The 17,533-nt window shown below is 72.1% G+C and carries 20 protein-coding genes and 1 pseudogene; 8 read left to right on the top strand and 13 right to left on the bottom strand.

Annotated features, from left to right (window positions below):
• Positions 1–83: 83 nt before the first annotated feature.
• From OG559_RS29205 to OG559_RS29220, 4 genes are all read right to left on the bottom strand, one after another.
• Positions 84–1,160, bottom strand: a complete 1,077-nt coding sequence (locus tag OG559_RS29205; protein WP_405109765.1) for a T3SS (YopN, CesT) and YbjN peptide-binding chaperone 1 — start codon at positions 1,158–1,160, stop codon at positions 84–86.
• Positions 1,147–1,506, bottom strand: a complete 360-nt coding sequence (locus tag OG559_RS29210; RefSeq protein WP_405109767.1) for a hypothetical protein — start codon at positions 1,504–1,506, stop codon at positions 1,147–1,149. The genes OG559_RS29205 and OG559_RS29210 overlap by 14 nt, the downstream gene beginning before the upstream one ends.
• Positions 1,507–1,658: 152 nt before the next feature.
• On the bottom strand, positions 1,659–1,802 hold the full coding sequence (locus OG559_RS29215; protein ID WP_405109769.1) for a hypothetical protein: 144 nt from the start codon (positions 1,800–1,802) through the stop codon (positions 1,659–1,661).
• 84 nt (positions 1,803–1,886) lie between these two features.
• Positions 1,887–2,108: a hypothetical protein gene (locus OG559_RS29220; protein ID WP_405109772.1), complete on the bottom strand. Its 222-nt coding sequence runs from the start codon at positions 2,106–2,108 to the stop codon at positions 1,887–1,889.
• Between OG559_RS29220 and OG559_RS29225 the strand changes: the two genes are divergently transcribed.
• Together OG559_RS29225 and OG559_RS29230 are read left to right on the top strand one after the other, a co-directional pair.
• A complete protein-coding gene (locus tag OG559_RS29225; RefSeq protein WP_405109775.1) occupies positions 2,107–2,334 on the top strand; it encodes a hypothetical protein in 228 nt (75 codons plus the stop codon). The two genes, OG559_RS29220 and OG559_RS29225, sit on opposite strands and share 2 nt — an antisense overlap.
• The gene (locus OG559_RS29230) at positions 2,331–2,507 is read left to right on the top strand and encodes a hypothetical protein (RefSeq protein ID WP_405109778.1); all 177 of its coding nucleotides are present in this window, start codon (positions 2,331–2,333) and stop codon (positions 2,505–2,507) included. Before OG559_RS29225 ends, OG559_RS29230 begins: the two co-directional genes overlap by 4 nt.
• A 551-nt stretch (positions 2,508–3,058) precedes the next feature.
• Here OG559_RS29230 and OG559_RS29235 read toward each other — a convergent pair.
• Both OG559_RS29235 and OG559_RS29240 read right to left on the bottom strand, forming a co-directional pair.
• Positions 3,059–3,496 carry a hypothetical protein gene (locus tag OG559_RS29235; protein WP_405109781.1) on the bottom strand — a complete coding sequence of 146 codons (438 nt, stop codon included), beginning with the start codon at positions 3,494–3,496 and terminating at the stop codon, positions 3,059–3,061.
• Positions 3,497–3,498: 2 nt separating this feature from the next.
• The gene (locus OG559_RS29240) at positions 3,499–4,146 is read right to left on the bottom strand and encodes a TetR/AcrR family transcriptional regulator (protein WP_405109784.1); all 648 of its coding nucleotides are present in this window, start codon (positions 4,144–4,146) and stop codon (positions 3,499–3,501) included.
• Between the two features lie 175 nt (positions 4,147–4,321).
• Between OG559_RS29240 and OG559_RS29245 the strand changes: the two genes are divergently transcribed.
• On the top strand, positions 4,322–4,684 hold the full coding sequence (locus tag OG559_RS29245; RefSeq protein WP_405109787.1) for a hypothetical protein: 363 nt from the start codon (positions 4,322–4,324) through the stop codon (positions 4,682–4,684).
• Positions 4,685–4,806: 122 nt separating this feature from the next.
• On the opposite strand, the gene OG559_RS29250 is transcribed toward OG559_RS29245, so the two are convergent.
• Positions 4,807–5,127, bottom strand: coding sequence for a hypothetical protein (locus OG559_RS29250; RefSeq protein ID WP_405109790.1), 321 nt, complete (start codon positions 5,125–5,127; stop codon positions 4,807–4,809).
• A gap of 470 nt (positions 5,128–5,597) precedes the next feature.
• Here OG559_RS29250 and OG559_RS29255 point away from each other — a divergent pair, with 470 nt between their 5' ends.
• Positions 5,598–6,101 carry a dihydrofolate reductase family protein gene (locus OG559_RS29255; RefSeq protein WP_405109793.1) on the top strand — a complete coding sequence of 168 codons (504 nt, stop codon included), beginning with the start codon at positions 5,598–5,600 and terminating at the stop codon, positions 6,099–6,101.
• Between the two features lie 90 nt (positions 6,102–6,191).
• Here OG559_RS29255 and OG559_RS29260 read toward each other — a convergent pair whose 3' ends face one another.
• The gene (locus tag OG559_RS29260; RefSeq protein WP_405109796.1) at positions 6,192–7,073 is read right to left on the bottom strand and encodes a helix-turn-helix domain-containing protein; all 882 of its coding nucleotides are present in this window, start codon (positions 7,071–7,073) and stop codon (positions 6,192–6,194) included.
• On the bottom strand, positions 7,073–7,303 hold the full coding sequence (locus tag OG559_RS29265) for a hypothetical protein (protein WP_405109799.1): 231 nt from the start codon (positions 7,301–7,303) through the stop codon (positions 7,073–7,075). The genes OG559_RS29260 and OG559_RS29265 overlap by 1 nt, the downstream gene beginning before the upstream one ends.
• A gap of 111 nt (positions 7,304–7,414) precedes the next feature.
• Here OG559_RS29265 and OG559_RS29270 point away from each other — a divergent pair, with 111 nt between their 5' ends.
• The 3 genes and pseudogenes from OG559_RS29270 to OG559_RS29280 all read left to right on the top strand — a co-directional run.
• Complete coding sequence (locus OG559_RS29270) at positions 7,415–7,651, top strand: GntR family transcriptional regulator (protein WP_161684132.1); 237 nt, start codon at positions 7,415–7,417, stop codon at positions 7,649–7,651.
• A gap of 24 nt (positions 7,652–7,675) precedes the next feature.
• Complete coding sequence (locus OG559_RS29275; RefSeq protein WP_405109803.1) at positions 7,676–7,876, top strand: helix-turn-helix transcriptional regulator; 201 nt, start codon at positions 7,676–7,678, stop codon at positions 7,874–7,876.
• Between the two features lie 187 nt (positions 7,877–8,063).
• Positions 8,064–8,213 (top strand): annotated as a pseudogene (locus tag OG559_RS29280) (transposase); the annotation flags it as partial.
• Positions 8,214–8,477: 264 nt separating this feature from the next.
• Here OG559_RS29280 and OG559_RS29285 read toward each other — a convergent pair.
• The 4 genes from OG559_RS29285 to OG559_RS29300 all read right to left on the bottom strand — a co-directional run bounded on the left by OG559_RS29285 (position 8,478) and on the right by OG559_RS29300 (position 15,510).
• A complete protein-coding gene (locus OG559_RS29285; protein WP_405109806.1) occupies positions 8,478–10,208 on the bottom strand; it encodes an ABC transporter ATP-binding protein in 1,731 nt (576 codons plus the stop codon).
• Entirely contained in the window at positions 10,205–12,235 is a 2,031-nt protein-coding gene (locus OG559_RS29290) for an ABC transporter ATP-binding protein (RefSeq protein ID WP_405109809.1), read from the bottom strand. Before OG559_RS29290 ends, OG559_RS29285 begins: the two co-directional genes overlap by 4 nt.
• A 56-nt stretch (positions 12,236–12,291) precedes the next feature.
• Complete coding sequence (locus OG559_RS29295; RefSeq protein ID WP_405109811.1) at positions 12,292–13,368, bottom strand: NYN domain-containing protein; 1,077 nt, start codon at positions 13,366–13,368, stop codon at positions 12,292–12,294.
• 81 nt (positions 13,369–13,449) lie between these two features.
• Positions 13,450–15,510 carry a putative bifunctional diguanylate cyclase/phosphodiesterase gene (locus tag OG559_RS29300; RefSeq protein WP_405109814.1) on the bottom strand — a complete coding sequence of 687 codons (2,061 nt, stop codon included), beginning with the start codon at positions 15,508–15,510 and terminating at the stop codon, positions 13,450–13,452.
• A gap of 235 nt (positions 15,511–15,745) precedes the next feature.
• Here OG559_RS29300 and OG559_RS29305 point away from each other — a divergent pair, with 235 nt between their 5' ends.
• Positions 15,746–17,278 (top strand): class I SAM-dependent methyltransferase, encoded by a 1,533-nt coding sequence (locus tag OG559_RS29305; protein WP_405109817.1) that lies wholly within the window; start codon positions 15,746–15,748, stop codon positions 17,276–17,278.
• The last annotated feature ends 255 nt before the right edge of the window (positions 17,279–17,533 follow it).

Raw genomic sequence — 17,533 nt, forward strand, 5'->3', positions numbered from 1 at the left:
CGTTCTCCGGCAACTCGGGCAAGAATAACGCGCGGTCGCTGCCGCGACCATCCTGGCGCGCGGTGCCTGGTCGGAGCCCTCAACTACGCCTCGTGACCGTTCGGACGCTCACCGGAAGACGAGTCGCTGCGGGCCGCCCACCGGCGCAGCAGGTCGATGCCCTCGTCGAGCCGGCCGTGCTCGGTCAGCAGCGTGACCAGCAGCGGCAGGGAGCGCCGGCTGCCCTGGTCGACGGACCTGCGGAGCAGGTCGATCGCCTCGTCCGGGCGACCGGCGGCGGCCAACAGGGCGGCCAGTTCGTCGTACGCCCGCACGTCACCGTGGTCGGCTGCGACCCGCCAGTACCGCTCGGCCTCGTCGGCCTGCCCCCGCTCGGCGAAGAGAGCGGCCAGGCGGGCCGCGGCGTGCCAGTCGCCGTGATCGGCGCGCAGCCGCAGCTCGTCGGTGTGCCCCCGGTCGGCCAGCAGGTCGACCAGGACGCTGCCCGCGCCCATCGCGCCGGCGGCACCGGAGTCGGCGAGGTCGCGCAGATACCCGGTGGGGTCGGGCACGGGGGTCAGCCCGGTGGCCTCCGACCCGAAGAACCGGCTGCCGCCGAACTCGTGGCGCAGCCGGTCGTCCAGGTCGTCGGCCAGCGCGATCATGGCGCGTACGGCCAGCAGCAGGTGGGTGGGGACGAAGTCCTGCCCGAAGACGGGGATCGACGCCCAGACCGTGCCGCCGGTGCAGTAGACCCGGCCGACGACCAGCCCGTTGGTCAGGTCGGACAGCCGCTGGTACAGCGTCTCCGTCGGCTCGACGCCGGTGAGCAGCGGCGAGAAGACGTCCACCAGGGGCGGGTCGTCCTGGGCGCGTACGAAGATCATGGCGGAGCCGGCGCGGATGCCCACGTCGCCGTCGGCGTCGACCCGAAGCTGGTCGGCGGTGACGCCGAGGACGGCGGCCAGGATCTCCTTCACCCGTTCCGTCAGCTTGCCGTCGCCGGTGTGCTGATCTGCCGGCCCGACCACCTGCGGGCGGCTCGGGGCGACGACCGGCCGGGCCGCCAGCGCGGCGGCCAACCTGGTGCGCCGGGGCACCGGGGCGGTGGTGGCGGTGACGGCCGGCCGGGCCGCCAGCGCGGCGACCAGGCGGTTCCACCGGGTGTCACGCGCCGTCATCGTGCTCACCGTCCGGGCCTGCGGCGGGCGGGTCGGCCGGCGGCTCCACCGTCCGGACCTGGTCGAACATCTTGGCGATCACCAGCGGCGCGGCCACCCCGAAGGTGAAGCTGGCGAACGCGGTCTCCGCCAGGCCACCCGCACCGGCCGCGGCGGCCAGGCCGGTGCCGGCCACCGCCCGCAGCAGGACGGCGAAGACGACGATCGGCCGGTCCCGCCGGTCCTGCCACGGCCACTGCCACCGCCCCTTGGACTCGGTGGTCGGGCGCATCATGCCGTAGAGGTTCAGTGCCTCGGCGACGGCGCTGCCGACCATTCCCCACATCGCGGCCATCCATAGAGACACGTCCCAACCCTAGCGATCGAGAGATCCACCACCCGCACCGCCCTCCGCGCGGGTGCCGACGTTGTCGCCGACGGTAACCGGCCGGCACAACCACCGTCCCCTCGGGACGGACCGGGCCGGGAGCCTCTCGTTGAGGGTGGCCCGCTCGTAATTCAGTGGGCTTCGGGCGCGCAGTTCAGGAACGGGCTGGGCGTTCCGCTCCACGACACGTGCAGCGCCTCCCGGGCCCGGGTGCTGGCGACGAAGAGCAGGCAGCGTTCCCTGAGCATGTCGCCCTCGTGCTGCAACAGGTCCACCTCGGGCGGCGTGACCTCCTTCGCGAACGGGCACCGCCTTCGCCGTCACACCCACCACCGCGACGCACCGGAACTCCAGCCCCTTCATGGCGTGCATGGTGGCCAGGCGCACCCGTCGGCGTCCGCGCCGGGCTGGTCCCGCACCCGCACGGCCGGCACGTCGGCCGCGACCAGCGCGTCGTGCACGGTGCTGAGCGACGTGTTGAACCGCGCGGACACCGCGATCTCGCTCGGCCGCACGCCCTGACCCAGCCACTGGCGTACCCGGTCGACCAGCGCCGCGGCCGCGTACGGTCCGGGGTACATGCCCTCGGCCGTGACGCTCGACGAACTCACCGCGATGATGGCCGCGGACCGCATCACCCAGGCCGGCGGGATGCGCATTCCGGGTCGGCACGGCGGCGGCGGTGGACGCATCCCGGACCTGGTCGTCTGGAGCAAGGCTCAGGCCGACGCCGTCTGGCTGCCTGTGACCGACGTGCTCCTTGCCGTCGAGATCGCCTCCCCGGCTCCGAGGGCGTGGACACGGTGACCAAGCGCAACGAGTACGCCGCCGCCAACATCCCGCAGTACTGGGTGGTCGACCAGAATGCGGCGCAGACCTTTGCCATGCACCGTCTGGACGGCGACCGCTATGCCGTCCGGGCGACCATGCCGCTCGCCTGGGTCCTCAACGCCACCCCAGCGGAACACAACCTCGGCTGACAACGCCTCGACCTGCGCCGACCAGGCCCGGACGGTGGGCCAGGAGGCGGATGCCGCTGCACACCAATACGTGCCATACCGACCGAGCGACTCACGCTGCGCCCGCTCCCCCACCCGCCTGTGAGCCTCTCAGCGAGGGCGGGAGGCGAGGCAGTAACCGTCGTCGCCGATCGGCGGGTGATACCTGTTCGGTCCCCTTTGCTCTGCTGTCCCCCGCGCAACGCTCGCGGAGCGTGACCGACTCCTTCTGCCGTCCGCCCGTGCTGGCCCCTCGACTCGAAGCGGATGCGCGGTGCCGGTGTTGCGGTGACGGCAGCAGAGCAAAGGGACCGGGGCGCTCCGGCTGGAGGATGGCCGGAATCCGTCTACCGCAGCCGGCTTCGTCGGTGGCGACGGTCGACCATCCTGTCTGCCTTCGACCCGGCAAACCGAGCAGACGGCAGCCCCCCGTACGAGCCGTCGAGGACGTCTTGACGTGGCGGGCCGGGCTGCTGCTTCGACTAGGGTCGACGGCGGGCGACCGCTGCCATGGCCACAGGGCGCTGTGGACACTACGAACCTACGAACCGGAACTCTGGCTCTCGGATGTCCACAGTGACCGTCACACCGTTCGTCGACCGGAACGTGGCTTGCCCGCCGCCAACCTCAATCTCGTTGAACGGGTTGGCGAGGGTCAGATGGACAACCCAGACGAGCTGCCTTGCCGCGTCCAGACGTGCGAACCATCCGGCGGACCCGTGGTGTGTGCACTCACCGCAGCACAAGTAGCCCTGACCCGCGTCGAGGTCGACCGTCTGAAAAGTGCCGAACCAGGTCGTCGCCTCGGGCTCCTCGCGTAGTTCTTCCTCCGTGTCGAACTCCTCAGCGATTCGCAGTCCCACAGGGACGGACGGGTCCTCGTCCAGTTCGAACGCGTGGCCGTCGGCGTAGTAGACGGCGTCCCAGTTCGGGATCTCGTCCTGAGCCCACATCCGGGTGATTACACTCACGCCTACTCGTTCAGGTGGGCCATGGCCCGATAGAGCTGCTCCGCGCTCAGCGGCGGCTCTGGTAGTTGACGCCGATTGTCGGCACGGAACCCATCAATCACCAGGTGCAGATGGCGCCTCCATGTTTGTGGCGCGATATGGTGGGTGGCCTCGGTGATCTTACTGCTCGCCCAGAACAGCGCGATGATGTCGGTATTGGTGATGTCCGGACGCACGACGCCCGCCACCTGAGCCTGGCAAAGGATGCGTTCGGCGAGCTGACAGAGGCGGTTGTGCAACGCCTCGGTGCGCTCGTCGCTCGGAAATCGCTGTGAGACGAATTCATTGAAGCCGCGGTCGCCAGCCTGGGCGGAGCACAACGCGTCGAGGAAGGCGCAGAAACCGTCCCACGGGTCGGCCATGACAAGTGCGGCTTCGGCGTCCTCGAGGAACTTCTGCAGCTTGGGTTCGAACGCCGCCACCAAGAGGTCGATGCGGCTTGGGAAATGCCGGTAGAGGGTTCCGATCGCCAGGCCAGCGTTGCGTGCGATCTGTTCGAGCGGGGCGTCCATTCCCTGCTCGGCGAAGGCGGCCCGAGCGTGCTGAATGAGCAGATGACGGTTGCGCTGCGCGTCCCGGCGGGAAGGCAACTGCGGGTCGGCGGCCAACATGGGCTCGATCCTACCAAGATGAGGGGTGCCTCAGCCTAAGTCGAGGCACCCCTCATGATCGTGTTAGGGTAAGCCACGCACATGAGAGACGTGGCAATTCACCCGAAGAATCCGTTTTTGGGCGTAGTTCCGCCCCGACCGCCAGACGTATGGACCTGACAAGAGGAGTCAATCCGTGACATTGCTGCAGAAGATGGCGAAAGTGGTCAACAGCGTCGTACATCCGCTGGTGTCTTCACCCACCTTCAGTCGACTGACAGGGAACCGGATGACTGTCATTACCTACACGGGACGCCGGTCTGGTCGAAGTTTCTCCATCCCTGTGGCGTACCGGCGCACAGAGGATTGCGTGATTATCGACGTCGCCCTACCGGATCAGAAGAGCTGGTGGCGCAATTTTACGGGAGACGGAGGGCCAATCGCGATGCGAGTCGTTGGAGTTGACCGATCCGGGCATGCCGTCGCGCGGAGGCAGGGTGAAATGGTGCGGGTCGAGGTCGAACTACTTCCCGGCGACACTACTGATGTGCTGGGATAACCCCACCCGCGACCGGCCGTACTCATCGCGTTGCGCGGAATGGCTCACTGCCCTTGACGCTGCTGTCAAGCGCTGCGGTCCAGCTGATCAGGGCGCCCCGGCGTCGGGTCTCAGTTCGACAATCAGTTCACCTGATCTTTGAGTCGATCCGCATATTCATCCCAGTCCGGGCCGAATGAGAAAAGGTCCGCCGCAGCCTCTCGCAATAGCTCCGGATCGCCGGGATGCTGGAGACAAGCAAGGCGGTATGAGAGATGGCGAGCCCATGGCGGCAATGCCATCCAGTCATCCCACAACACCTCTCGCAACATTGCGACAATATCGTCGGCCGTTGCGAACGTCACCTGTTCGATGAACTCACGCACCGCCTCAGGAGCCCGTCGGATGTCAGCATCGTCGGTAGTCTGAATCAGGCTTCTGGCTGCACTGATGAGATCCAGCACGTCCCCCTCCCCTCCTTCTCACCAACCGTTGGCACCTACACGCCACGGTCGGTCACCGGGCCGTCGGAGGCCCCGGGGAACACGCCCGCTTGCCGACATCATCGGCCGTTGGCCGGGTCGGCCTTCGCCGGGCCGTCCTTCGCGGGGTCGGCATACCCTCCTTCGGCCCCTATGGAGCTGCCCCGTTTGTGCTGTCGACGGAGCGGGAGCGTAGACGGGGCAGCTCCGTTGGCCCCCAGTTCGATCGAGTTCGTGAGCAGTTCACGGAAGTGTCTGCCACCGGTTGTAAGTTGCCACCGGAATTTGCTCGTCAGGTCCTGAGCAGGAGACATGCCGCAGCTGTTGAGGGTGCAGAGCTTCACCGTGTCACGTGACGGGTTCGGCACCGGGGAGGGGCAGAGCCTGGAGCGGCCCTTCGGCCACGCCGACCCCGAGGCCCTTTCTCCTGGCGTACCGCCACCGCCAGCTTCATGTACCGCGCCGAACCCGGCGGCACCCGCGGCCTGGACGACTACCTGACACGCGACTACGACCACAACATCGGGGCGGAGAACATGGGTCGCAACAAGTTCGGCCCCCAGCGCGGCCCCTGGGAGAACCACGACTGGCAGGGATGGTGGGGGGACAACCCGCCGTTCCACACGTCGGTCTTCGTGCTCACCCATCACGAACGCCCGTCGTTCACCCTGGCTGACACCACGTTCCACTTCCTCGACGCGTCCCCGGCCGAGGCGCTGGCGCGCGCGAAGGAGGCCGCCGCTGGTCGGGACGTACGCCTCGGTGGTGGGGTTGCCACGATCCGCGAGTTCATCGAGGCCGACCTGGTCGACACGATGCACATCGTCGTCGCGCCCCTCGACTTCAGTCGAGGCGAGCGGCTGTGGGAGAGCCACACCGATCTTCTCGACCGCTTCCACCTTGAGTCGGTGCCGAGCCCCAGCGGAGTCACCCACCTGCTGTTCTGGAGACGATGACCACCGACCCGCACGATCGCACCAGCCCGGCCGATCTGCTTCAGCGCCGCCGAGGGGACCGAACCGGGCCGGTGCCGCCCACTGGTCAGCTCAGCCGTGGTGGACCTCCTCCGTGATCTTGGTGATCAGCCGCCGGGACTCCTCCTCGTCCACGGCCAGCGCGTCGAGGCCGGCCCAGACCTTCTCGTACGCGGCCAGCTCCCCCGGCCGGTCGAGGTAGAGCGCCCCGGTCAACGACTCGCGGTAGACGACCGACGGTTCGGGTTCGACGCGCATGCCGAGCGGGAAGTCGAGCAGCACGAACGATCCCGCCACGTCCCCGGCGTGCAGGCCGGCGGAGAGCGGCACGACCCGGATCGAGACGTGCGGCAGCTTCCCCGCCTCCGCCAGGTGCCCGAGCTGTTCCGCCATCGTCGCCGCACCGCCCACCACCCGCAGCAGCGCCGCCTCGGCGAGCACCGCCTCGAACCGGGGCGGCCGGGGCAGCCGCCGCCGGAGCAGGGCCCGCCGTTTCAGCCGTACCTCGATCAGGCGCTCCCGCTCGTCGGCGGTCGTCCCGGGGCGGTGCGGGCCGGCGGCCGACGCGTACGCCCGGGTCTGCAACAGCGCGGGGACCAGCGCCTCGGCGTGCTCGCGGAGCCGGCACGCGGCGGACTCCAGGCCCGCGTACAGGTCGAACCAGTCGGGGACCGCGCCGCCGTACGCGTGCCACCAGCCCTTCTCCCGCGTCTCCCCCGCCAGGCCGGTCAGCGCGCCGGTCAGCTCGGGCCGCGCCCGGTACAGCTCGCACATGGCCCGCACGTCGACGGCGCGCGCCGAGCCGTTGCCGCTCTCGATCCGCCACACCTTCTGCCGGCTGCACTGCAACGCCTCGGCCACGGCGTCCAGCGTCATGCATGCCTCGGTGCGCAGGTCCCGCAGCGCCCGCCCGAGCTGCCGGCGCGGCACGGTCGACCCCAGGTCCTCGGCCATCAGCGCTCCCCCCGGTACCGCTCCGCGCGCTGGTTCGGCCCGCAGGCCGCCCGCCGCCGCTCGGGCCACTCGTAGACGATCGCGCCGTCGCAGCGCGAGGTCTCCACCTCATCGGGTACGACACCCTCGACCGCCTCCCGCCGCCAGCGCCCCGGCACGTCCCCGTCGGGCACCACCTGCCCGGCCACGACCTTCCCCGGCCGCAGGAACCACTTCCACCACCTACCCATGCCACTCCCTCCCTCGCTGGCCCGACATGGAGCCTACCAATCCTGTAAAGCCTGTAAAGATAGGATGGGGATGCTTTACATGTTCATCGAAGCGGCTGCTTTGCTGACCTCATGCCGTACGCCCAGCCGCTCTGGCGACAGATCAGAGATGACCTGCGCGCGAAGATCAAGGCCGGCATCTACCCGCCAGGGAGCAAACTTCCCTCCGCGCGCCTCCTGGCCGAGGAGTACGACACAAGCCATATGACTATCCGACGTGCCCTGGACTCCATGATCGAGCTTGGCGAGCTGGTCGGCCGCATGGGCATCGGCGTCTTCGTGGCCGACACCTCGGGGCAGAACCCGTAGGACGTTTGCCTTTACCATGGCCGCGTGGGGAACCTTCGGCTGGTGGCGAGCCAGGAAGTACAGGAGATGCTTGGCGTCTCCCGGACGCGCGCCTACCAGATCACCAACTCGAAGACCTTCCCCGACCCGGCGGCCGTCCTGTCGGTCGGACGGATCTGGCTCGCCGAGGACGTGGAGCGGTGGATCAGGGACCACCGACCTGACCTCCAGGACCGGGAAGCCTAGCCAGGACACCCCGTCCACCCGCGCCACCGCACCGCAAGATCTCCATTCCATCGGGTAGGACGCCCTCGACCGCCCGCCGTTGGTAGCGCCCCGGCACGCCCGGCGAGCCAATCGGCCGTCAGCTCCGTCAGCGCGCCACCCCACTCGGCGGCCTTTCGGACTGCCGACTCGAAGGCTCACAGCCGCTGCCCCGGTCACCCGCCGGTCCGGCAGCAGCATCTGCGGCGAACACCCGCTCGCGGCGGCAGCAAGCACCTCAAATGGGCGTTCTTCCTCGCCGCGTTCGCCGCCCCATGAGCCGCGCTACGACGACCGCAAACGCGCCCAGGGCAACCGCGTCCGATGAATCGCGATTCTTGGGCAGTTATCGTCCACTGTCGACAGAAGCTGTCCAAGATTCGGGGCGGTACCGCACGGCGCGACAGGGGCGGGGCGGCGTTCGGCGCGAGGTGGTGGTGCGGCGTCGCGGCACCAGCATTGACGCCGCCCCGGGGCGTCGGGAGGGGGAATGGTGGCGTCGCAACGACGACCGGCTCCGCCCCGCCCATCGACGCTTGACGAAACTTATAGGGACCTCCCCCGGCGGGGCGCCGCCAGACCGTCAGTGGTGCCAGGAGCGCCAGAGGGCGGCGTACGTCCCTTCGGCGCGGACCAGCTCGTCGTGGCTGCCCAGCTCGGTGATCCGGCCGTCCTCCAGCACCGCGACCCGGTCCGCGTCGTGCGCGGTGTTGAGCCGGTGCGCGATCGCGATGACGGTCCGCCCCGCGAGCACCGCCGCGAGGGCCCGCTCGGTACGCCGGGCGGTGGTCGGGTCCATCGCGGCGGTCGCCTCGTCGAGGATCAGCGTGTGCGGGTCGGCGAGCACCAGCCGGGCCAGCGCGAGCTGCTGGGCCTCGGCCGCGCCGAGTTGCCGGGCGCCGTCGCCGAGCGGGGTGTCGAGGCCGTCGGGCAGGTCGGCGTACCAGTCGGCGCCCACGGCGACCAGCGCGGAGCGCATCCGCTCGTCGGAGGCGTCGGGCGCGGCGAAGGCGAGGTTGTCGCGGACCGAGCCGATGAAGACGTGGTGTTCCTGGGTGACCAGGGCGATCCGGCGACGCCGCTCGGCCGGGTCCAGGTCGGTGACCCGGCAGCCGCCGATGCTCACCTCTCCCTCGCGGGGGGCGTCGATGCCGGCGAACAGCCGGGCCAGGGTGGACTTCCCCGCCCCCGACGGGCCGACGACGGCCAGCCGCTCGCCGGGGCGTACCTCCAGGTCGATGCCGTGCAGGACGTCGCGGCCGTCGGCGTACGAGAAGCGGACCCCGCGCGCGACGAGCCGCTGCCCCGGCGGCGGGGCGACCGTGCCGGGTGGTTCCGGCGGCACCTCGCCGACGCCGAGCACCCGGGCGTACGACGCGATGCCGCGCTGCGCCTGCTCGGTCCACATCAGGATCCGGTCCAGCGGGTCGATGGCCTGTTGCAGGTAGAGCGCGGCGGCGATCACCTCCCCCAGCGACACCGTCCCCCGGAACAGCAGGTAACCGCCGGCGAGCAGCACCGCGGCGACCGGCAGCGAATAGCTGGCCTCCACCACCGTGAAGAACACCGTCCGCAGCGCGAGGGTCGCCCGCCGGGTGCCCCAGAGTCGGGCGATGCGGTTTGTGCCGTGCCCGATCCGCTCATCGGCCAGCCGCAGCGCCTCCACGGTGCGGGCGCCCTCGGCGGTGGTGGTCAGCGTCTCGGTCAGCTCGGCGGTGGCGGCCCCCTCGGCGAGGTAGGCGGGGCTGGCCCGGCGCAGGTACCAGCGGGTCACCGCCCAGATCGACGGCAGCCCGGCCAGGGCGACCAGGCCCAGCAGCGGGTGCAACAGGAAGATCGCCCCGAACAGCAGCGCCAGCTGCGCCGACGCGATGACCATGGTGGGCACGACGTCGCGGACGGTGGTCCCGACGGTCGACACGTCGACCGAGCTGCGGGTCGCCAGGTCGCCGGAGCCGACCCGCTCGACGACGGAGACGGGCAGGGCGAGGGTCCGCCGGACGAACTCCTCGCGCAGCCGCGCGACGGCCCGCTCCCCGAACCGGTGGCCGGCGTACTGGGCGTACCGGGAGATCAGCGCCTGCGCCAGCACGCAGCCGACGATCGCCAGCGCCAGCTGGTCCACGGTGGCCACGCCGGTGCCCGCGCCGACCTGGTCCACGATGCGGCCGAGCAGCCACGGCGCGGCGAGCCCGGCGACCGTGGCGGCGACGTGCAGCGCCAGCACGACGGCGACCGCCCGCCGGTCCCGGCCGACGAGGTCCACCGTGGCCCGGCGTACGGCGGCCCGGTCCGCCACCGGCAGCCCGCTCACCGCAGCGCCCCCTCGACCCCGGCGGACGGGTCGAGGTCGACGGCGTCGCCGTCCCGGGCCACCAGCGCCCGGTAGCCACGGTCGCGGTCGAGCAGCTCGGCGTGGGTGCCGGTGGCGACGATCCGGCCGGCGCGCAGGTGGGCGACAGTGTCGGCGTGGCCGAGCAGCAGCGGCGAGGTGGTGAGCAGGATCGTGGTCCGGCCGGCCCGCGCAGCCCGCAGCCGCTCGGCGATCCGCGCCTCGGTGTGCGCGTCCACGGCGGACGTCGGGTCGATCAGGATCAGCACCTCCGGCTCGGCGAGCAGCGCCCGGGCCAGCCGGACCCGTTGCCGCTGGCCGCCGGAGAGCGTGCGGGCGCGCGCGCCGAGCGGGGTGTCGAGGCCGTCCGGCAGCGCGTCGACGACCTCTTCGGCCGACGCTGCCCGCAGGCCCGCCGTCAGCCGCGCATCGTCGGTGGCGGCGTGGGCCCGGTGTTCGTCGACCCGGTCGTCGCCGCCGGCCCGCCGGACCCGGTCCCCGGCTGCCCCGCCCCGGTCGCCGGCCGGCCCAGCCCGGTCGCCGACCCTGCCGACCTGGTCGCCGGCCCGCCCGGCCCGCAGGATGTCGCGCAGCGTGCCGGCGAAGAGGTAGGAGTCGTGGTCGGCGACCAGGATCCGGCCCCGCACGTCGTCGAGCGGGATCGCGGCCAGTGGCACGCCGCCCCAGGTGACGTCGCCGGGGACGTACCGGCCGAGCCGGTCGGCGAGCGCGTCGGCCTCGCCGGGGTCGGCGGCGGCGACGCCGACCAGCCGGCCGGCCGGGACGGTCAGCCCGGTGGCCGGGTCGTGCAGGTCACCGGGCCGGCCCGGGGCGGCCGGGATCCCGGGCGGGCGGGCGGTGGGCACGGTGGCCGGTGGGCCACCCTCGGGCCGGGCGGCCGGCTCGGCGGCCCGCCACGCTTCAGCAGCCCGGCGCGGCTCGGCGAACTGGCGCGGCTCGGCCGGCTTGCACGGCTGGCGCGGCTCGGCCGGCTCGCGCGGGCCGCCGGCGTCGTCGGGGAGCAGGTTGAGCAGGGCGACGATCCGGCTGGCGGCGACCCGGCCCCGGATCAGCTGGTAGCTGCCCTCCAGCAGGAACCAGACCGGCACGATGAGGGTCGCCACGTAGCCGTAGACGGCGACCAGCTGCCCGATGGTGATGTCGCCGGTCACCGCCATCCGGGCGGCGAGCCACACCACGGCCGCGAGGAACAGCCCCGGGATGGCGACCGTCAGCGCGTCGATCCAGCTGTTGACGGCCCCGACCCGGTAGCCCTCGGCCAGCAGGCGCCGGGAACCGGCGGCGTACCGGCGGGCGAACAGGCCCCGGCCGCCGACCCCGGCGAGGACCCGCAGCCCGGCCACGATGTCGCCGGCCTGGGTGGTGAGCTCGCCCTGCTGCTGCCGGTAGACCGACTCGGCCCGTTCGAGGCGGCGCAGCAGCGGCCCGACGACGAGCGCGATCGCCGGCACGCCCAGCAGCACACACACCGCGAGCAGCGGGGACACCGACCACAGCACGACGGCGATGACCGCGTACGCGACGACCGCGCCCACCCCCGGCCCGGTCAGCGTCAGCACCTGCGAGGTGTGGCTGATGTCGGAGCCGCCGACGGTGGCCACCTCCCCGGCGGCGAGCCGGCGCGGCAGCACCGCGCCGATCCGGGCGAGCTGGCGCAGCAGGACCGCCGCCGAGCGGGCCGTCGCGTCCTCCCGGATGAAGGTCATCGTGCGGTGCCGCATGATGCCGAGCCAGGCCAGGAGGACGCCCGCGAGGACGATCGCCGCGACCCAGAGCAGCAGAGCGGCGTCGTCGCCGGCGCGCAGCCCGTCGTCGACGGCGCGGGAGATCAGGTACGGCCGGACCGACAGCCCGATCATCCAGGCCGTGCCGAACAGGCTGCCGCGCAGCACCCGCCAGGGCTGGCAGCGGACCAGCCACCAGAGGTAGCTCAGCGGCCCTCTCGTGTCGGGGACACCGGGGTCAGGGTGGGGAATCTGCGGCGGCACCCGCCCACGCTACCGACCGACTCCGCCGCGTGCAGGCCCATTTTCGCGCGGCGCGGTCAGGTGGTCGGCGTGGTGAGGAGGTAGTCGTCCGCGTCCGCGTTCCACTCCAGCCGGACCGCCCCGCTGGTGGCGGCCGCCTTGCAGAACTGGAGGAAACCTCGGTAGCCGAGCTTCTTCTCGCTGAAGTCGGGCCGGACCCGGCGGAGCTGATTCTTCAGCCCGGACAGGGCCACCGCCCCGTCGGCCCCGGCCAGGTCCTGGACCACGGAGCGCACCAGCGCGAACGCCACCTCCTGGTCGCCGTGTTCGGGCAGGGACACCTCCGGGTCGCCCTTGGCCGGGCCCTCCGCCAGCTCGATCACCCGCTGCGCGGCGAGGTGCCGCAGCAACTCGCCGAAGGTGCGGAACCCGTAGTCGGACTCGCTGAAGGTCGGGTCCTTGCGCAGCAGGGTGCGCTTCAGCGTCGAGGCGGTCACCTCGCCGCCGGAGCTGCCCTGGAGGCCGGCCACCGTCTGGGCCACCAGGACGGAGAGGGTGTCGACGTCGCGCACGGGCTCCTCGACCGCAGGCTGGGGCTCGGGTTCCTGCTCCACCGGCTGCGGCTCCGGGCTGGGCAGCCGCGCCGGGCGGTTGCGCTTGGCCCGGGCCGGCGGGACGTCGACGCCCTCGAGGCGGTCGTAGTAGAGGAACTCGTCGCACGCGGGCGGCAGCAGCGCCGAGGTGGACTTCTCCACGCCCACGCCGATGACGCGCTTGTTCAACTCGCGCAGCTTGTGCACCAGCGGGGTGAAGTCGCTGTCACCGGTGCAGATCACGAACGTCGAGACGTACGCGCGCTCGAAGGCCAACTCGACGGCGTCGACGGCCATCTTGATGTCGGCGGCGTTCTTGCGCGACGCGCCCATCCGCTGGGGCATCTCGATCAGCTCGACGTGGGACCGGGTGAGCATCCGGCGGTCCTCGTCGAAGTACGACCAGTCGGCGTACGCCCGCCGCACGACCACCCGACCGCGCTCGGCGAGGGCGTCGGCGATGGGACGCAGGTCGAACGCCATGCCGCCGAGGTGTTCGCGGGCCCCCAGGGCGAGGTTCTCGTAGTCGAGGAAAAGGGCGATCCGGTCTTCTTGATCCACGGCCGCCAGCCTACGCCCGGCCACCCGGTCCACCAGCGGGTACGCGCCGCGAACCGCCATCGCGTGCGGGGTTCGCCGCCGTCAACGCCGCCCTCGCCGGCTGCCGCGGTCAGGTCCCGGCGGGGCGACCCGTGTCCGGTCCGAATGTCGTGCCACGGCGTCGGCCGGGGCGCGGGCCTGTCCCTCGTCGCGGACCGAGCCGAGCAGGATGTCCAACGGGACCGGGCGTCCCAGGTGGAAGCCCTGGCCGGCGTCGACACCCAGCCGGCGCAGCGCGGGCACCAGCGGTTCACGGTCGACCGACTCGGCGACCGTGTGCATGCCCAGCCCGTGCGCGGCGCGGACGACCGCGTCGATGAGGACGGGGTCGGCTCCGCCCCGGTCGGCCTGGTGGACGAAGTCACCGGCGATCTTCACGGTGCTGAACGGCAGGTGCTTGAGGTAGGTGAAAGACCCGAACCCGGCGCCGAAGTCGTCCAGGCTCAACCGGCAGCCGGCGTTGCGCAGCGTACGGGCCAGGTTGCGGACCGCCGCCACGTTGGTGATCGCCGCCGTCTCGGTCACCTCCAGGCCCAGTCGGCCAGCCTCGACGCCGGCCGCGCGCAGCCGCCCCACCACCCAGTCGCCGAAGCCCGGCGACTCCATCGAGCGGGCGGAGATGTTGACGTCGAAGCACATCCCGGCCGCCGCGGCCCACCGATCGGCCAGCGCCGACGTGGCGGTGGCCACCACCCACCGGTCGAGCTCGCCGATCAGGTCGTCGCGTTCCACCGTGGGCAGGAAGTCGGCCGGGGGCAGCGGCGGCTGCCGGCCGTCGCGTAGCCGGATGAGCAACTCGTGGCTGACCACCTCGCCGGTCAGCAGGTCGACGATCGGCTGGGCGTCGAGTTGCATCCGGTGCTCGTCGAGGGCGCTGCGGACCCGGGTCACCACGTTGACCCGCTGCACCGCGTGCCGGTACTGCTCCGGGAGGTACAGCCGGGCCCGGTTGCGGCCGGCGTTCTTCGCCTCGTACAGGGCGAGGTCGGCGTGGGCGAGCACCACGTCCCGGCTGTCGCCGGGCCGCAGCGAGGCGGCCCCGATGCTCAGGGTGACCCGCAGCCCGGCGTCGGTCAGCGGCACCGGGGTGCCCACGGCTGCGTTGCACAGGCCCTCGGCGACGGCGAGGGCGTCGCAGGCCGAGGCGTCGGGCAGCACGACCGCGAACTCGTCGCCACCCAACCGGCCCAGCACCGTGCCGGGCGGCAGGTGGTGGGCGAGCAGCCGGGCCAGCACCCGCAGCACGTCGTCTCCCACGCCGTGCCCGTGCACGTCGTTGATGTCCTTGAAGTTGTCGATGTCGATCAGCAGCAGCGCGCCGGACGGGTCGCCGCCCGGGACCAGCAGGTCGTCGAGGCGGGCGAGCAGGGCCCGGCGGTTCGGCAGGTCGGTCAGCGGGTCGTGCTCGGCCAGCCGGACCAGCTCGTCCTGGGCCCGGCGCCTCTCGGTGATGTCGTGGGCGGTGCCCAGGACGCGCGCCGGTGCGCCGTCCCCGTCGGTGAAGACCTCGCCGTAGCACTCGAAGACGCGCAACGTCTCGCGGTCCGCGAGGTACATCCGGTGGGTGAACGAGAACGGCGCCCCCGTGCGCAGCGCGGTCTGCAGGGTCCGCTCGATCATGGCTACGTCGTCGGGGTGCAGCAGCTTCCGGTACGACGGGTAGTCCAGCGCGGTGCCCGGCGGGAAGCCGACCATCTGCAGCAGCACGTCAGACCAGACGATCTCGCCGGTCGGCACGTCCCACTCCCAGCTGCCCACCTTGGCGAGCTGCTCGATGTGGGCCAGGCGCCAGCGGTGGTTGCGCCCCTGCTCGCGCTCCCGGCGCTCGGCGGTGACATCGCGCACCTCGTACAGTCGCAGGCACTGCCCTTCGTGGTGTATCCCCTGGCAGCGCACCTGGAGCCAGCGGGCGGGGCCGGCGGCGTCGGGCCAGGGGGCCTCGACGGCCGGGCCGCCCGGCTCCACCTGGGTCACCGGCAGGTCCTCCGGCCGGACGCCCAACCGCCGCGCGGCCTCGTTCGACCACAGGCACCGGCCGTCGGGGCCGAGGACCATCAGGGCGGTGGACGCGGCGTCGGCGGCGGCGGCGGGCAGAGTCCTCACCTGGTGGTCACCCCGTCCCTTGCCCCGTCACGACACCAGCACACGGTGATCCGACCGCGACGCGGAGTCTACCCACGGGCGTGAGCGCGGTGCTCGCCGCGCTCACGGGTGACCGGTGGGCACGCGACGCCGCACGCGGGCTGGGCGCGCGACGCCGGCCCCACCTCCCCGCGAGTGGTCAGGCAGGTCGGCCCCTGCGCGAAGGTGCCCGACCGGCATCGGCTAGGAACATCACATGCCGCGCTACCTGCTCTTTCCCGGCCGCCACCATCTGTTGACCCGCTTCCAGGCGGAGTACCTGCGCCAGCTCGCCGGCTCCGGCGACGGCGACGGCGACGGGGCCACCGTGGTCTGGGCGGTCACCTCGGCCAACCACGAGAACACCCGGCGCAACCCGGTCCCCTACCACCGCCGGGAGGCCGCGATCGAGCGGTTCAGCGTCCTCGCCGGGCTCCGCTCGGTGGTCGTCCCGGTCTTCGACACCGCCGTGACGGACCGGTTCGCCGAGGTGACCCTGAAGAACGTGGCGGCGACCGCCGGCCTGGAGCTGACTCCGGCGGACACGGTGGTCGCCTGCTCCACCCCGGAGGTGGCCGCGATGTACGAACGGCTCGGCTTCCCCATCGCCGGGGTGGAGGCCGACGTCGCGCCAGCACCCGCCCGGCCGTGGGACGTGCTCCTGCGGCTGGCCGACGGCGACCCGTCGTGGCGTCACCTCGCCCACCCCGCGACGATCGACGTGTACGCCCGCTACCGCCTCGACGACCTGGTGCGGGCGGTGGTCAACGACCCCGTCGTCGGCGACGAGGGCGGCCTGACCCCCACCCGCGACTACCGGACGTACGCCGAGGCGTTCGCCGACGCCGCGCAGCGCAAGTGGGCGGCGGTGCGCGAGCGCGTCCGGCCGGGGCGGATCGTCGACATCGGCTGCGGCGCCGGCGCCGTGCTGGAGTTGGCCGACCGGGAGCCGGCCCTGCGGGAGAGCGACCTGATCGGCGTCGAGGTGGCCCGGCACCTGTTCGAGGAGTGCGTGCACAAGAAGGCACAGGGCTTCTTCACCAACCCCAACGTCTTCTTCTACCGCCGCAACGTGCTCGGCGGGGCGGTGTTCGCGCCGCGCTCGGTGGACACCACGATGACCTTCGCGCTGACCCACGAGATCTGGTCGTACGGCGACAGGATGGCCTCGCTGCGCCGGTTCGTGCAGGCCATCTACGACCACACCGTGCCCGGCGGGGTATGGATCAACAGCGACGTGTGCGGGCCGGACGGCCAGGACCGGACGGTGCGACTGCGCCTGGCGACGGCGGACGGCACCAACCCGGCCCGGCCGCGCACCGACCTGGCGTCCCTGTCGCCGGCGGAGGCGGCGGCCCACGTCGCCGGGCTGTCGACGCGGGCCCGGCTGGATCAGTTCGCGGTCGACTGGCGGTTCCCGTTCGCGTACCGGCCGGTGGCGGACCCGGCCGGGGCGGTGGTGGAACTGACGCTGGGCGCGGCGATGGACTTCCTGACCCGCAAGGACTACACCGACAACTGGCTGTCGGAGACCCAGGAGCAGTTCTGCGGCCTGGAGTACGCCGACTGGAAGGCGCTGCTGGCCGACGTCGGCTTCGAGGTCGGCCCCGCCAGCGGGCCGTACCGCAACGACTGGATCGCCACCAATCGCCTCGACCCGGTCGCCGCCCTGTCCACCCCGGACGGCCAGCCGCTGGACTGGCCGGTCACCCACGTCCTCCTGGTCGCCCGCCGCCCGGTCAACACCTGACCCGGCCGGCCACCCGGCGATCCCGGGTACGACGCCGGACCGGGTCGGGAACGGGAAGCGGCCCGGGGCGAAAGCGTCCGGGGCGGCCTTGAGCTACCCGGGACCGCCGTGAGATTCTGATGCGTCGATTTAGTCGCCGCGCGGGGCTGACAGTCGTCCGATGGGCAACCGGGGGCCAGCACGGCCTGCGGGGGACGGCGGCAACTGCGATGACCACCGGGCAGTCCGTCCACGAGTCCGCCCGCCGCCGCCCCG

Source organism: Micromonospora sp. NBC_01405 (assembly GCF_045040155.1).
GTDB lineage: Bacteria > Actinomycetota > Actinomycetes > Mycobacteriales > Micromonosporaceae > Micromonospora.